This is a genomic window from Mycobacterium basiliense (assembly GCF_900292015.1).
GTDB lineage: Bacteria > Actinomycetota > Actinomycetes > Mycobacteriales > Mycobacteriaceae > Mycobacterium > Mycobacterium basiliense.
Window position 1 is genome coordinate 1253815 of record NZ_LR130759.1, and the last position, 15030, is coordinate 1268844.

The following is a 15030-nucleotide window of genomic DNA, read 5'->3' on the forward strand; positions in this document are numbered from 1 at the left end:
CCCCTCAGGAGATGTTTGCGTCGAATGTCAATAGCACGTAGGTCCCCAAGATCAGCGTGAACACGATGGACACCACTAGTAGCGAGTTCAGCCAGAACCGGGTGGAGTCTTTGCGGCTGTAGTCGTCGATGATGACGCGCAGGCCGTTGCCGCCATGCAGTTGGGCGAGCCACAGCAGCAGCAGGTCCCAGGTCTGCCAGAACGGTGACGCCCAGCGCTGTGCGACGTAGTTGAAGTCGATGCGGTAGACCCCGTTCTCCCACATCAACCCAATGAACAAGTGTCCCAGTGCCAAAAACACCAACACGACGCCGGAAAAACGCATGAACAGCCACGCGAATTTCTCGAAGTTCGGCATGCCGGCACGGCGTCGCGGAGAACGCGGATTGTCCAGGCTGGCGGGTCGGTCGTGGCTGCGCTGGCGCACCGGGGCGAGCCGGCCCCGAGCCAGCTGGAGGTCGGGGGCACTCATAGGAAGTGCTCCGCCATGTGGATACCCAGCACCACCGCCGCCGGTACCAGGATCAACAGCCAGGCCACCGCGACGATCACCAACATCAGTCGCTGGTAACGCGGCCCCTGCGACCAGAAGTCGATCAAGATGATCCGGATGCCGTTGAGCGCGTGATAGGACACCGCCACCACGAGTCCGAATTCCATCAGGCCAACGATCGGCGTCTTGTACGTATCGATCACCGAGTTGTAGGCCTGCGGGCTCACCCGCACCAGGGCGGTGTCCAATACGTGGACGAACAGAAAGAAGAAGATCGTTGCGCCGGTGATGCGCTGCAGTACCCACGACCACATGCCGGGATCACCCCGGTATAGGGTCCGCGGAGGTCGCCGTTTGCGCAATGTTCCGGACGGTTTCTTGGGCCCGGTATTGGGCCCCGCCGGATCCGCGGTAGTTGCTGTTGTGCTCACCTTCTGCCGACCCCTTCCAGGCTCCTGCCGGGCAATCGAGCTTATCTTGACCAGGTTGCTGGCGGTACCGGACAGTCCGATCGAGATCAAGTGTTGTGCCAGGATTAAGGTGGCTTTCCTAAGTCAGCCGATTGCCGAGCGGGGTCGAGAATGCCTGATGTCGATTGGAAAGTGCTGCGGAACAAAGCAACTCAGGCTGCGGCTGGAGCCTACGCGCCTTATTCGCGGTTTCCGGTGGGTGCCGCGGCGCTAGCCGACGACGGCCGGGTGGTCACCGGCTGCAATGTGGAGAATGTCTCCTACGGTCTGGGCCTGTGTGCCGAATGCGGTGTGGTATGTGCTCTGTATGCCAGCGGCGGCGGCCGGTTGGTCGCATTGTCATGTGTCGACGATGCCGGCTCGTTGCTGATGCCCTGTGGGCGGTGTCGTCAGGTGCTGCTAGAACACGGCGGCACCGAGCTATTGGTCGATCATCCGGGGGGACCCCGTCGGCTTGGTGAGCTGCTGCCAGACGCCTTCCACGCCGACCTCACCAGGGAACCTTCATGACCGATCTCGACTTCGACCCACCGACGGTGATTGCCACCAAGCGCGACGGTGGCCGGTTATCCGACGCCGCCATCGACTGGGTCATTGAGGCCTACACCGACGGTCGGGTAGCTCCCGAGCAAATGTCGGCCCTGTTGATGGCGATCGTCTTGCGGGGCATGGACCGTGGCGAGCTCGCCAGGTGGACGTGGGCCATGTTGGCGTCGGGTCCGCGCATGGATTTCACGGACCTGCGCGCGAACGGGCAGCCCCTGGTGACTGTGGACAAGCACTCCACCGGCGGCGTAGGCGACAAAATCACCCTGCCGTTGGTGCCCGTCGTTGTCGCTTGCGGTGGTGCGGTGCCGCAGGCATCGGGCCATGGACTCGGCCATACCGGCGGCACCCTGGACAAGCTGGAGTCAATCACCGGGTTTACCGCCAACCTGGCCAACCAGACGGTACGAGAACAGCTTTGCGACGTCGGGGCGGCGATTTTCGCCGCCGGTGAGCTGGCACCGGCGGATGCCAAGCTGTATGCGTTGCGCGATGTCACCGCCACCGTGGAATCCCTGCCGTTGATCGCCAGCTCGATCATGAGCAAGAAGCTGGCCGAGGGTGCCGGCGCCCTGGTGCTGGACGTCAAGGTCGGCTCGGGTGCCTTCATGAAGACCGAAGCGCCGGCGCGTGAACTTGCCCACACTATGGTTGCGCTGGGTGCTGCCCACGGGGTGCCCACCAGCGCGTTGTTGACGAACATGAACTGTCCGCTAGGCGCCACCATCGGCAACGCGCTGGAGGTCGCGGAGGCGCTGGAAGTGCTCGCCGGCGGTGGACCCGCCGACGTGGTCCAGCTGACCTTGCGGCTCGCCGGCGAGATGCTCGAGCTGGCCGGGATCGACGGCCGTGACCCGGCGGACACCTTGCGTGACGGCACCGCGATGGACCGGTTCCGGCGGTTGATCGCCGCCCAGGGCGGCGATTTGGCGAAACCGTTGCCAATTGGTCGGTGTTCGGAAACCGTCACGGCTCATCGGGGCGGCACAATGGGCAACATCGACGCGATGGCAGTGGGGCTGGCGGCATGGCGGCTCGGCGCGGGCAGGACCCGACCGGGCGCGCGAGTGCAACACGGTGCGGGTGTTCGGATCCATCGCCGACCGGGTGACGCGGTTGTGTCCGGTGAGCCGGTATTCACGCTGTACACCGAAACGCCGGAGCGTTTCAGCGCGGCGTTGGCGGCACTGGACGATGGCTGGAGTGTCGGGGACAATTCGCCGCCGCCGCGGCCACTCATCTTCGATCGGATCGTCTGATGACCGCAACGCCGACCCTGGAGGCGATCAGGCAAGCGCCCAAGGCCCTGCTGCACGATCACCTCGACGGCGGGCTGCGCCCGGCCACCGTATTGGACATCGCCGAGCAGATCGGCTACGACCGGCTGCCCGCTACCGACGCCGATGGGTTGACCGAATGGTTTCGCACCCAGTCGCACAGTGGCTCGTTGGAGCGTTATCTGGAGCCGTTCTCGCACACCGTAGCCGTGATGCAGACCCCCGATGCTTTGCACCGGGTCGCGTTCGAATGTGTAGAAGATCTGGCCGCCGATGCGGTGGCCTATGCCGAGATACGGTTTGCTCCCGAGCTCCATATCGACCGGGGATTGTCCTTTGATGACATCGTCGATGCCGTGCTGTCGGGTTTTGCCGCCGGCGAAAAGGCTTGTGCGGCCGCCGGCAATCCCATCAAGGTGCGGCTGTTGGTCACCGCGATGCGCCACGCCGCGGTGTCTCGAGCGATCGCAGAGCTGGCGATCCGGTTCCGGGACAAAGGGGTGGTCGGCTTTGATATCGCCGGCGCAGAGGCCGGCCACCCGCCAACCCGGCATCTCGACGCTTTTGAGTACATGCGAGATAACAACGCGCGCTTCACGATTCATGCTGGCGAGGCGTTCGGACTGCCGTCCATCCACGAAGCTATCGCATTCTGCGGTGCCGACCGGCTGGGTCACGGTGTGCGCATTGTCGATGACATTGACGTTGACCCCGACGGGGGTTTCCGGCTAGGGAGTCAAGCGGCGATAGTGCGGGACAAGCGAATTCCGCTGGAGTTGTGCCCCAGTTCCAATGTGCAGACCGGCGCGGTCAGAAGCATCGCCGAGCATCCGTTCGACTTGTTGGCCCGCGCGCGTTTTCGGGTCACTGTCAACACCGACAACCGGCTGATGAGCGATACGTCGATGAGCAAGGAGATGCATCGGTTGGTGCGGGCCTTCGGCTACGGCTGGAGTGATCTTCAACGGTTCACCATCAATGCCATGAAGTCGGCGTTCATTCCGTTTGATGAGCGCTTGGAGATTATCGACGAGGTGATCAAGCCGCGGTTTGCGGTGCTCATCGGGTAGCGCGGGACACCTTCGCTGCGGCGGTCACCACCGCATCTGTGATGATGGGCGGGTGGCAGCAGCGATCGGAAAGCCCAAAGCGGGCAGCAGCACCGTTGCATCGCACCTGCTTACACCGATCGAGACGGTGCTGGAACGCGTCGACGAGGAGTTGGCGGCTCGATACCCGGGCGACGGTGTCGGGGTGCAACCCGTGCACACCGTGTACGTCAGCGCCGCCGAGGCAACACCCGAGACGCCGACGCAATGGAGTGCGGCGGCCATTGAGTTGCTCGACCAGCACCTCGGCATGCTGCGCGAACTCGGTGACCGTGCAGCGTTAGGTCTCGTTCGGCAACGTCTGGCCGCCGCACCTATCGCGGACCTGAGGTTGGACTTCGAAGACGGATATGGGCCGCGGGGCGAGGACCTGGAGGATGCCGACGCGGTGCGGGCGGGGCAGACATTGGCAGCGTTGGGCCTGGACAACTGCGGTGTGCGAATCAAAGGCTTGACCACCGCCGAATGGCGTCGCTCGCTACGCACCCTCGAGTTGGTGCTAGACGGCGCGGGAGGGGTTCCTGCCGGGTTCGTCTTCGTCCTGCCGAAACTTCGTGCCGTCGGCCAGGTTACGGCCGCGGTGCAATTGTGTGTGGCGCTGGAGCAGGCACACGGTCTGCCGGCCGGCGGCTTGAAATTCGAACTGCAGATCGAGAGTCCGCAGGCGATCATCGGCCCGGATGGCGTTGCCACCCTTGCGCAGGCGATCCATCTATCGCAGCGCCGGTGCACCGGATTGCATTACGGGACTTATGATTATAGCGCCGGGTGCGGGATCGCCCCGCAGCACCAAGCGCTCGATCATCCGGTAGCCGACCACGCCAAGGCGGTCATGCTGGCAGCCGCCGCGCAGACTGGTGTGTGGGTTGCCGACGGCTCCACCAACATCGTGCCTGTGGGGACGGAAGAGCAAGTAGCGCAGTCGATCCGGGACCACTACCGGCTGGTTATCCGATCGCTGGAGCGTGGCTATTACCAGGGTTGGGACCTGCATCCCGGCCACCTGGTCACCCGCTGGTTGGCGAGCTTCACGTTTTTCCGCGCGGCGTTGGTTGCCGCCGCGCCGCGGTTGCAGGGCTACCTTGAGCGCAGCGGTGGTCGCTTCGTCGACGAGCCGGCGACCGCCGAAGCGCTGGCGACGATCGTGCTGCGTGGACTCAATTGCGGGGCCTTTTCCGCCGACGAGGTGATTGCCGCCGCGCCCGATGCCACCGTGGCGGTGCTGCGGGCCCTCAAGCTGCGCATGCCCCAGGAACGCGATCCATCATGACCGATACCCCGGACTTCACCTGGCTGCCCGATCTCGCGTTGCGCCCGTTGGGCGGTGCCGTGATCTGGGCCAACGATGAGTCGTTCGCCGAGAAGGAGAACCTGATCAAGCCCGAGCCGGCCGGTTTCCAGCCGGCGTCGTTCGGTCACAAGGGGCAGGTGTACGACGGGTGGGAAACCCGTCGTCGTCGCGAGCCCGGTCATGATCAGGCGATCGTGCGGCTTGGTGTCCCCGGCGTGATCCGTGGCGTCGTGGTCGACACCGCCTGGTTCAAAGGTAATTACCCACCCGAGATCTCGGTCGAGGCGATGGAGGTCGCCGGTTACCCGGGTGCCAAGCGGCTGGCCGCCGATACCGGCTGGGAGACGATTGTCAAACGTGCCAACGTGGTCGGTGACACCCGCAACCCGTTTCCGGTGTCCTCCGAAAAGCGGTGGACCCATGTGCGACTCAACATCTACCCGGATGGCGGCGTGGCCCGGCTGAGGGTGCACGGACACGGACGCCCCGACGGTCGGCTACTCGGACTGGGCCCGCTGGATCTGGCTGCGGTGGAAAACGGCGGGTTGGTGCTCGACTGTTCCAACCGTTTCTACAGCTCGCCGCAAAACATCATCTCTCCAGGTGTCGCACGGGTCATGGGTGACGGTTGGGAGACCGCCCGGCGCCGGGACGACGGCAACGATTGGGTACGGATCAAGCTGGCCGGACCGGGCGTGGTGCGGCTTGCCGAAATCGACACGTCGTACTTCGTAGGCAACAGTCCCGCCTCGGCGCGGCTCACTGGGCGGCGCGCGGACGGCGCATGGGTCGAGCTGCTACCGCAAACTAATCTCCTGGCCGACACCCGGCACCGTTTTCTGACCGACGCGAAAGACGTTGTGGGTGAGGTGCAATTGGATATCTACCCCGACGGCGGACTGTCGCGGCTGCGGTTGTTCGGAGAGTTGGCATGAGCGCGTACCCGCGCGACATGACTGGGTATGGTCGCATGCCGCCCGATCCGCAGTGGCCCGGCGGGGCGTTGATTGCGGTGCAATTCGTCCTGAATTACGAAGAGGGGGGCGAGAACTGCATCCTTGATGGTGACCGGTCTTCGGAGACCTTTCTGTCCGAGATCGTGCCGGCAGAGGCTGTTCCGGACCGGGACATGAGCATGGAGTCACTGTTCGAATATGGATCACGTGCGGGGCTGTGGCGGGTGCTGAGGGTCTTCGAACGGCGCAATATTCCGTTGACGATCTTTGCCGTCGCCCGAGCTATGCAGCGAAATGCCGAGGCGGTGGCCGCGTTTCGTGAGCTCGGTCATGAGATCGCTTGCCATGGACTACGTTGGAAGTCCTACCAAACGATCGACCGCCACACCGAGCGAGTGCACCTTGCCGAGGCGGTGCAAATCCATCGTGAGCTAACCGGAGCCGCGCCACGTGGTTGGTATACCGGTCGCAACTCGCCGCACACCCGTGAGCTGGTGGTCGAACACGGCGGTTTCAGCTACGACTCTGACTCGTACGCCGACGACCTGCCGTACTGGGTCCGCGTGGGCGGCACCGATCATCTGGTCGTGCCCTACACCCTGGACACCAACGACATGCGGTTCGCCTCCCCGGCGGGGTTTTCCCACGGTGACGAGTTCTTCGCGCAGCTGCGCGACGCGTTCGACGTGCTCTATGCCGAGGGGGTGGACGGCAGCCCAAAAATGTTGTCCGTCGGGCTGCATTGTCGATTGATCGGCCGGCCGGCCAGAACGGCGGCGCTGCAGCGTTTCCTGGACTACGTGCTATCCCATGACGCGGTCTGGCTGGCCCGGCGCATCGAGATTGCCGAGCACTGGCGCGCGGTTCATCCGGCGCCCAGCGGCCGATAAGCGCCGCTGGGTCATGGGATCGGCGGGATGGCCAGTCGGCCGCGGGTGGCGAGCAGGTAGTAGAGGATCAGGGCCAGACCGCAGCCGACGAACCAGCTGTACTGCGCTGCCGTGTGCATGCCGTAGACGTTGTTCGCCAGCACCGGGACCATTGCGACCGCGGCCGCTACCACCGTTGCGATGATGGCTGCCGGGTTGTAACCCTTTCGGTACCAGTAGGTTCCGCTTTCCGAGAGGCTGAAGAGGTCATCGACCACCACACGCTGCTTGTGTACCAAGTAGTAGTCGGAGATCAGCACCCCGAACAGCGGTCCGATGAAAGCGCCAAGAGTCTCCAGCGTGTAATGGATCACGTCGGGATGGTTGTACAAATTCCACGGCGTGAGCAGCGCCGACCCGACCGCGGCGATCATGCCTCCGGTACGCCAGCTGATTCGTTGCGGGTCGACATTGGAAAAGTCGAATGCCGGGGAGATGAAGTTGGCGACGATGTTGATGCCGATCGTCGCGATGGTGAACGTCGAAGCGCCCAGCACGATCGCAAGAACCGAGTCGATGTGCGAGACCGTCTGCACCGGGTCGGTGATCAGCTCACCAAATACCGGAACCGTCAGCGACGCCGTGACGACCACCAATAACGAGAACAGCAGGAAGTTGACCGGCAGCCCCAGGAGGTTTCCTCTGCGGACTGCCGCGAACGAGCGGCCGTAACGCGAGAAGTCGCCGAAGTTGAGCATTGGTCCGGAGAAGTACGAGACCACCAGCGCGATCGCTCCCAGCATCACGGGCAGCGCATCCAGTCCCGCGTACCTGACGTCACCAAGGTTGAGATCGATTGCGGCCCAGCCGGCCTTGCCGATGAGGTAGCCGCATAGCACGAACATCACGACATAGACTGCGGGACCGCAGAAGTCGATGAACTTGCGGATCGACTCCATGCCACGCCAGAACACGCATGCCTGTAGAACCCACAGGATCAGATAGCTGGCCCAGCCCAGCGCCGGCAGCCCTAAGAACCCGTAGTCTTGCACGGCCGCATACCGGGCAAGTCCGGGGAACAGCTTAATCATCACGACGTCCAGTGCCGCCGACGCGAGATAGGTTTGGATTCCGTACCACGCGACGGCGATGAGACCGCGAATGATCGCCGGAATGTTCGCACCCAGAACGCCGAACATGCTGCGACAGATCACCGGGTAGGGCACACCGGTCGATTGACTGGGCCGGGCCACCAAGTTGCACAAGAAGTAGACGATCGTGATCGCAACGATGAGCGAGACGAGTACCTGCCAGCTCGCCAGGCCGAGTGCGAACAGGCTGCCCGCCGTGACATAGCCGCCGACGCTGTGCACATCGGACATCCAGAACGCGAAAATGTTGTAGGTATTCCAGGTCTGCACCCGCAGCGGCGCCAGATCCTGGTTCGTCAACCGTGGGTGGTATCCGGGCCTGATTTCTCCCGGCCCGGCCCCGTGATCCACCGACAGCGTTGGATCGTGAGGTGCGGTGATCTCGGCCATGCATCCTTCCCGCCGGTCCGTTGATGACACAGTGACACTATTTCCGTGGTGTTGCCGTGCCATTTCGTCCGGAATATGCGCCTATTAAATGCGAAATAAACACGTGCGCTATGTAATTCACGTCGTCAGGGGTTCGGGTTGCCGCCATTGTCTTCTGCGGACACCGGGGAGTGCCCAAGCCAATAGCTGCGCTGGCATGGGCGGGATACGGGACGGAAGGCAATGTCGTTTTTGCTAGCGGTGGATCCACGGATCGCGGTGGCCACGACGTCGGATTTGTTCGCTATCGAGTCAGCGCTTGATGCCGCCAATGCGCTGCTGCGCTGCCGGCGGGGTGTCGGCCCCTAGGACGGCCCCTAGGACGGCGTTATTCAACGCCGTTGCCCAGGTTTGTCATCAATTGGGTGCGCAGGCGGCGGCGTTTCATCACCGCGTCGTGCAGCCGCCAATGCCTCGCCGTTGCAGGCCGCTTTGGATGCGGTAACGCGCCCAGGCGATTGTGTGATTTCCCCTCATTGCCAACCGGGCAGACGGGGGCCCGGGGCCGGCCGGTGACTCTGGAGCGTCCGGGTCGTGGGGCGATCCGCTGGCCGTGATCAATGCGCCCACGGTCGCCGCAGCCGGGGGCAACGGTGGAAATGCACAGCTGATTGGCAACGGTGGCGCCGGCGGTGACGGCGACTCCGGGGGTCCTGCGGGCGTCGGCGGCATGGCGGCGAGATTGTGGGGCAGAAACGGGACCGATGGGCAGGCGTAGGCGTAGCCTTGAGCGGCCGGGCGTGCTCTCGGCCCGGCCCGTTCGGGATGCCAGCGCTGCCGGTGAGGGCGTCGCAAGCGGTCGCGTCAGCCTGATCTTGCGGCGCTGACACGTGCCTCGCTTCAAGCGGCGGGTGTGTCACCGCGCGGTCCGGCTCCTACGAAGGCGATCGGTTAATGCAGTTGCTGCCGAACCATATTCGCACCGCCGAGGCCGACATCGTGACGTTGCCCGACGGGCGTGCGCTCGCCTACCTGGAATGGGGTGACGCCGCCGGCTTCCCCACGTTCTACTTTCATGGCACACCAAGTTCGCGCCTCGAGGGCGCCTTCGCCGACCAGGCGGCCCAGCGCTCCGGATTCCGTTTGATCGCGGTTGACCGTCCAGGGTTCGGGCGTTCGACGTTTCAGGAGGGGCGCAGGTTTCGGGACTGGCCGGCGGACGTCTGTGCCTTGGCCGACGCGCTCGAGCTGGACAGGTTCGGGGTGGTGGGGCATTCGGGCGCGGGACCGCATCTGTTCGCGTGCGGTGCGTTGATCCCGCAGTCCCGGCTGGCGTTCGTCGGCGCGCTGGGACCGTGGGGGCCGCTGGCGACGCCGGATATCGTGCGCAGCCTCAACACCGCCGACCGTTTTTACGCGCGTCTAGCGCGGTTCGGGCGGGCGCGACTGTTTGGTGCGTTGTTCGCGCCGCTGGGTTGGTGCGCACGGTACACACCCGGCTTGTTTTCTTCGGTCATCACGGCCTCGGTGCCCGCCGCGGACAAGCACCACCTGCGCGACGAACTTTTCCTCCGGCATTTCCAAGCCATCCAGCTCGAAGCATTTCGGCAAGGAAGCCGCGGTGGTGCCTACGAGTCGTATCTGGAATACCGGCCGTGGGAATTCGACGTCGCCGAGGTGTCGGTGCCCACCCACATCTGGTTGGGGGATCGCGACTCCTTTGTACCCCGAGCGATGGGCGAGTACTTCGAGCGCGCCATTTCGCGGGTTGATCTGCACTGGGCCCAGGGCAAGGGGCATTTCAACATCGAAGACTGGGATGCGATCTTCGCCGCGTGCGCGCATGACGTGCCGGGCGGGTCGTGACTCCGGCGAATCTACTGCCGTGGGGGCAATCTCGGCGCTATTCGCGCCTTAGCCGTGACTCCACAAAGGCCTCCAATTTCTCCCACTCGCGCACCGCCTTGGCGTACGGGGCTGCGGGCTTGCTGACCGAGTCGGGATCCAGCACGTAGGACACCAGCTTGCCCAGCGGCTTGCTTGAATCCAGCGCCTTGTCGACGGTGCTGTCCTCGGAATAGTCGCCGATATCTCGAACCAGCTCGACCGCGAGGTCGAGCTGGTCATGATCCACGGCGTCTGGCCCCTCCGCGAAATCGTCGGCCAGCCCCGTCAGCACGTAGACGTTCTCATCGGTGACGTCGACCTCTAGTGAGCCGTCGGTGGCGGCGGTACGGATGTCGTCGTATGTGCTCAGATCCGACAAGTCATGGTCGTGCTCGTCGGCAAGATAGCGGGCCAGCGCGCGCTCGGAGCTGAAGACGCTGATCCGACCGTTACGACCCAAAAAAATTGGCCGATCGTCCAAGTAGCACCGCAGGGTATACAGGGTGCCCGCACCGGTCATGATCCGGATCGGGTCGATCCCCACCTTCAGCCAGAAGTCTTGGTCACCACCGAGGACGACCGTGTCACCGGGGGCCCGGGCTTCCTCGTCGGCGGCGCCGTCGTCGGTGTCGTCGGTCGCCTCGTCGGCGTCGTCTTCGGAGATCTCGTCGTCTTCGGAGATCTCGTCGTCTTCGGAGATCTCGTCGTCTTCGGAGGTCTCGTCGTCTTCGGAGGTCTCGTCGTCTTCGGTCTCCTCGGGTTCCTCGGCCAATTCCTCGGCGGCCTGCGCCGACAGGTCAGCATCGACTTCGGGGATGGTGACGATCGCGTCGATGGCCGTCAGCACGTCGTCCCAGCTGCGCCCAATAATCTCCGCGATCGCGTTCCAGCGTTTCTGGCCGGCCTTGCCGGTGAAGTAGTCGATGCCGCCTGACACGCTGCCTAACGTGGGGTTCCCGTTGAAAAATTTCGACACCGCCGCCAGCTCACACACCGATCCAACCGACGACACGATCGCCAGTGTGCCCGCCAACGCAGTCACCGACTCCTCGGTCGGCTTCTCGGCCAGCAGCTCTTCGACGATCACCAAATCGAATTTCTTGTCGTCGGCCGGATCGAACTCGTGTGCGTGGGCCTGGGTGAGGTCCTTCCACCCCGGATGGTCCACCAAGTCGTTCTCGGTGTCGGTGCGCACAAATGCGACCAGGTCGGCGACGCTGTCAAACGCGTACAGGTCGTCGTCCTTACCCAGGAACGCCTCCCATTCGTCACCGGAATCGCGCCAACGAGGTGCCCACAGCGTGTAACGGTCACCGTCGGACAGACTCAGGCAGATGGGCACGAGGTCAGCAGCCATGCGGCACAGAATAGCGACGGCCGGCTGACCGGCCCGGCCCGGTGGTAGTTACTCGCCCCAGATGTCCGCGATGACCGGCGCATTCGCTGCATAGCCGGTCATGTGCAAGCCGTACATTTGCTCCAACGTGGAAAGCACGTTGTAGTGGCTGATGGTCTGGTTGTAGGTCCCTGGGCGCACGTGGGCGCCGTAGAACACGGTGGGGATTTGGTTGCGGGGGCCGCCGTCGTCCTCGTCCCAGGTCACGATGAGCAGGCTGTTGTTGGCGCGGGCCCAATTGGCGTAGGCGGACAGTTGGTGGTTCAGCCAGGCGTCGCCCGCAGCGATCGTGCCGTCGTGCATGTCGTTGTCTCCGTCGGGAACCACGAACGCCACCGTCGGCAGGCTGGCGTAATTCTCCGGTGCTGGGAACGCCGAAAACGGCATCGAAAGCGTTGCGGGCACGTTGCTGAAATTCACCCATGGCGCGTGCTTGCGGGCGTACTTGCCGGCACTGCAGACCGTTGAGCCGACGGCGGGCAGACCCTCGGCAAAGCCGACAAAGGTGTGCCCGGCGGCGAGCAACTCAGAAGCCAGGTTGGGTGCCGCGCCCGCATTGACCGGGCACGTGTTCTGCTTCAAACCAAAAGTGGTGCCAGCGAACAACGCCAGGTAGTTCGGCTCGCTGGGGTGCGCTTCGGCGAATGATTGCGCCATCATTGCGCCGTTGGCCGCGAGCGCGTTGATGAAGGGTGCCGACGAGTTGCCGATGATGTTGGCCTGCGAGCGGTTTTCTTCCACCACAATCACCACGTGGGCGAACTTCGGCAGGGCCGCCGCGGTCAGCCTCACGTCGGGCGGAGCGTCGACAGTTTGGGCGGGAACCGAGACGGTCATCGCGACAACCATCGCCAAGGCTTGGTATGCCCTGGTCAGATGCCGTCGCAACCGCTGCACGCCCCGGAGTATAAGAGCGCACGGGGGTGCCCGCCGGGATGACAGCATGCGTGTCAGCGGCCTGAATCCGATCGTTATATAGGGTCACACTCCGTGGACGTTCGCCTCATCGACCACCCGCTGGTGGCAGCCAGGCTGACCGTGCTGCGCGACGAACGCACGGATAACGCCGCCTTCCGAGCCGCCTTGCGCGAGATCACGCTGGCATTGGTCTACGAGGCCACCCGCGACGTGAGGACCGAGCCGGTCGCGGTCCGGACACCACTAGCCGACACGACGGGGGTGCGGCTGGCCAAACCCCCGCTGCTGATTCCCGTGCTGCGAGCCGGTTTGGGCATGGTTAACGAGGCGCACCTGGCGTTGCCGGAGTCGAGTGTCGGTTTTGTCGGCGTTGCCCGCGACGAGGAGACGCACCGGCCGATCCCGTACCTGGAGGCGCTGCCCGACGATCTGACCGATGTGCCGGTGATGGTGTTGGACCCCATGCTGGCCACCGGCGGCTCGATGTCGCATGCCATCGACCTGCTATTGGCCCGTCGCGCGACCGATATCACCGTGTTGTGTGTGGTCGCGGCTCCGGAAGGCATTGCGGCGCTGGAGAAGGTGGCGCCGAACGTGCGGTTGTTCACCGCGGCCATCGATGCAGGGCTCAACGAAGCGGCTTACATCGTGCCGGGTCTGGGCGACGCGGGCGATCGCCAGTTCGGCCCCCGCTGAATACCCCGGAAAGCCCAGCGCTTACCAGCTTCGCACCATGCATACCAAGTCCTCACGCAGCGTCTGGGCCTGTCGGCGGGCGGCGGCCAGGTCGGTGGTGGCCGCGCAGCGAACCTCCAAGTAGTACTTCAATTTTGGTTCGGTGCCTGAGGGGCGCACCACCACCCGCACCGAGGTGCCATCGCCGCCGCCGGTAAAGATCAGCGCATCGGCGATATCGGTGGTGGAAGTGGTGAAACCGGCCAGCTGGCGCGGTGGCGACTCGCGCAGCCGTTGCATCAGCGCGGCGGCCTCGTCGGCGTCGGCGACACGACGCGGTACCGCGGCAACCTCGTGGACCCCATGGCGTAGTGCCAGCCGGTCCAGCGCGTCGGGCACCGAACTGCCCTGCTCGTTCAGCTTGGCCAGCAGGTCGCACACCAACACCGCGGCGCTGATGCCGTCCTTGTCGCGCACGGCGGCCGGGTCCACGCAATGCCCGATCGCTTCCTCGTAGGCGTAGACCAGGGTGCCGGTCCGGTCCACATCGGCGCGCGCCAGCCATTTGAACCCGGTGCGGGTCTCCACGTGCAGCGCGCCATGGTGGGCGGCGATCGCGGCCAGCATCCGCGACGACACCACGGTGCTCGCCACGATCGCCTTGTCCGGCTGTGGTTGTGACAGCAGGTAATCGCCTAGCAGCCAACCTGTTTCGTCGCCGGACAGCATCCGCCATCCCGAGTCGGTGGGTATCCCGACCGCGCACCGGTCGGCATCGGGATCCAGTGCAATCGCGACGTCGGCGTGTACCGCTGCGGCCAGCGCCAGCAGGGCGTCGGTGGCGCCGGGTTCCTCTGGGTTCGGAAACGCGACGGTGGGGAAGTCGGGGTCGGGAACGAACTGCGTCGCCACCGTGTGTACGTCGTCGAAGCCGGCCCGGCGCAACGTTTCCACCGCCACCACACCACCCACCCCGTGCATCGGTGTCAGGGCGATCCGGACCGAACCGGTCGAGCGTCGGACCCCGGCCGCGCGCCGCAGGTAGTGTTCGATGACGTCGGTGTGTGTGGGTTCGACAGGTGTCCGGCCGATCTGATCGGCGAAGGGGGCGTCGGCCATCGCGGCCTCTATCTTGCGGTCGGTGGGCGAGATGATCTGGATGCCGCCGTCGAGATACACCTTGTAACCGTTGTCGGTCGCCGGGTTGTGTGACGCGGTGATCTGGATCCCGGCCGCGGCGCCGCTGTGGCGTACCGCGAACGCTACCACCGGGGTGGGCACCGGATCGGGTAGCAACATCACCGAAAAGCCCTCGGCGGCAAACACTTCAGCTGTCGCGTTGGCGAAAGTCGCTGAGCCGTGCCGGGCGTCGTGTCCCACGACCACTGTCCTGGACCGCGGACCGGGCGGTTCGGCAAGCACCTGTGCCACCGCCCAGGTGGCGCGCAACACCACCGCCAGGTTCATCGCGTCCGGCCCGGCGCGCACCGGGCCGCGCAGTCCCGCGGTGCCGAAGGCCAATGGCCGGGCAAACCGGGTGGCGACGTCGTCGGGATCACATGCGGCCAGCTCGGCGGCGGTTGTGGGGTCGGGATCGTGTGCGATCCATTCCGCGGGCCGCAC

16 protein-coding genes are annotated in these 15030 nt (G+C 64.8%); 10 read left to right on the plus strand and 6 right to left on the minus strand.

Annotated features, from left to right (window positions below; genetic code table 11):
* Window positions 1–4 precede the first annotated feature (4 nt).
* Together MB901379_RS05265 and sdhC are read right to left on the minus strand one after the other, a co-directional pair.
* A complete protein-coding gene (locus tag MB901379_RS05265) occupies window positions 5–472 on the minus strand; it encodes a succinate dehydrogenase hydrophobic membrane anchor subunit (protein ID WP_158015670.1) in 468 nt (155 codons plus the stop codon).
* Window positions 469–807, minus strand: coding sequence for a succinate dehydrogenase, cytochrome b556 subunit (gene sdhC / locus MB901379_RS05270; protein ID WP_232022084.1), 339 nt, complete (start codon window positions 805–807; stop codon window positions 469–471). The genes MB901379_RS05265 and sdhC overlap by 4 nt, the downstream gene beginning before the upstream one ends.
* 267 nt (window positions 808–1074) lie before the next feature.
* On the opposite strand from sdhC, the gene MB901379_RS05275 reads away from it, so the two are divergent.
* Genes MB901379_RS05275 through puuE form a run of 6 tightly spaced genes read left to right on the plus strand, consistent with a single transcriptional unit; the run spans window position 1075 to window position 7032 of the window.
* Window positions 1075–1473, plus strand: coding sequence for a cytidine deaminase (locus tag MB901379_RS05275; protein WP_158015671.1), 399 nt, complete (start codon window positions 1075–1077; stop codon window positions 1471–1473).
* Window positions 1470–2768 (plus strand): thymidine phosphorylase, encoded by a 1299-nt coding sequence (locus MB901379_RS05280; RefSeq protein WP_158015672.1) that lies wholly within the window; start codon window positions 1470–1472, stop codon window positions 2766–2768. The genes MB901379_RS05275 and MB901379_RS05280 overlap by 4 nt, the downstream gene beginning before the upstream one ends.
* On the plus strand, window positions 2768–3856 hold the full coding sequence (locus MB901379_RS05285) for an adenosine deaminase (protein ID WP_158015673.1): 1089 nt from the start codon (window positions 2768–2770) through the stop codon (window positions 3854–3856). Before MB901379_RS05280 ends, MB901379_RS05285 begins: the two co-directional genes overlap by 1 nt.
* A 52-nt stretch (window positions 3857–3908) precedes the next feature.
* Window positions 3909–5165: a DUF6986 family protein gene (locus MB901379_RS05290; protein ID WP_158015674.1), complete on the plus strand. Its 1257-nt coding sequence runs from the start codon at window positions 3909–3911 to the stop codon at window positions 5163–5165.
* The gene (alc, locus tag MB901379_RS05295; RefSeq protein ID WP_158015675.1) at window positions 5162–6121 is read left to right on the plus strand and encodes an allantoicase; all 960 of its coding nucleotides are present in this window, start codon (window positions 5162–5164) and stop codon (window positions 6119–6121) included. Before MB901379_RS05290 ends, alc begins: the two co-directional genes overlap by 4 nt.
* Window positions 6118–7032 (plus strand): allantoinase PuuE, encoded by a 915-nt coding sequence (gene puuE / locus MB901379_RS05300; RefSeq protein ID WP_158015676.1) that lies wholly within the window; start codon window positions 6118–6120, stop codon window positions 7030–7032. The genes alc and puuE overlap by 4 nt, the downstream gene beginning before the upstream one ends.
* 11 nt (window positions 7033–7043) lie before the next feature.
* Here puuE and MB901379_RS05305 read toward each other — a convergent pair whose 3' ends face one another.
* Entirely contained in the window at window positions 7044–8552 is a 1509-nt protein-coding gene (locus tag MB901379_RS05305) for an NCS1 family nucleobase:cation symporter-1 (protein ID WP_158015677.1), read from the minus strand.
* A 222-nt stretch (window positions 8553–8774) separates the two neighbouring features.
* Here MB901379_RS05305 and MB901379_RS24975 point away from each other — a divergent pair, with 222 nt between their 5' ends.
* The 3 genes from MB901379_RS24975 (at window position 8775) to MB901379_RS05315 (ending at window position 10397) form a co-directional block, all read left to right on the plus strand.
* Complete coding sequence (locus MB901379_RS24975) at window positions 8775–8900, plus strand: hypothetical protein (RefSeq protein WP_269462778.1); 126 nt, start codon at window positions 8775–8777, stop codon at window positions 8898–8900.
* Between the two features lie 244 nt (window positions 8901–9144).
* Window positions 9145–9309 (plus strand): hypothetical protein, encoded by a 165-nt coding sequence (locus MB901379_RS24980; RefSeq protein ID WP_158015678.1) that lies wholly within the window; start codon window positions 9145–9147, stop codon window positions 9307–9309.
* Between the two features lie 176 nt (window positions 9310–9485).
* On the plus strand, window positions 9486–10397 hold the full coding sequence (locus tag MB901379_RS05315; protein WP_158015679.1) for an alpha/beta fold hydrolase: 912 nt from the start codon (window positions 9486–9488) through the stop codon (window positions 10395–10397).
* 37 nt (window positions 10398–10434) lie between these two features.
* On the opposite strand, the gene satS is transcribed toward MB901379_RS05315, so the two are convergent.
* Together satS and MB901379_RS05325 are read right to left on the minus strand one after the other, a co-directional pair.
* Window positions 10435–11775, minus strand: coding sequence for a protein export chaperone SatS (gene satS / locus MB901379_RS05320; protein WP_158015680.1), 1341 nt, complete (start codon window positions 11773–11775; stop codon window positions 10435–10437).
* 48 nt (window positions 11776–11823) lie between these two features.
* Window positions 11824–12723: an alkaline phosphatase family protein gene (locus MB901379_RS05325; RefSeq protein ID WP_158018962.1), complete on the minus strand. Its 900-nt coding sequence runs from the start codon at window positions 12721–12723 to the stop codon at window positions 11824–11826.
* Between the two features lie 81 nt (window positions 12724–12804).
* Here MB901379_RS05325 and upp point away from each other — a divergent pair, with 81 nt between their 5' ends.
* Window positions 12805–13428: a uracil phosphoribosyltransferase gene (upp, locus tag MB901379_RS05330; protein WP_158015681.1), complete on the plus strand. Its 624-nt coding sequence runs from the start codon at window positions 12805–12807 to the stop codon at window positions 13426–13428.
* 21 nt (window positions 13429–13449) lie between these two features.
* Here the strand turns inward: upp and MB901379_RS05335 are convergent, their stop codons facing one another.
* The gene (locus MB901379_RS05335; protein WP_158015682.1) at window positions 13450–15030 is read right to left on the minus strand and encodes a phospho-sugar mutase; all 1581 of its coding nucleotides are present in this window, start codon (window positions 15028–15030) and stop codon (window positions 13450–13452) included.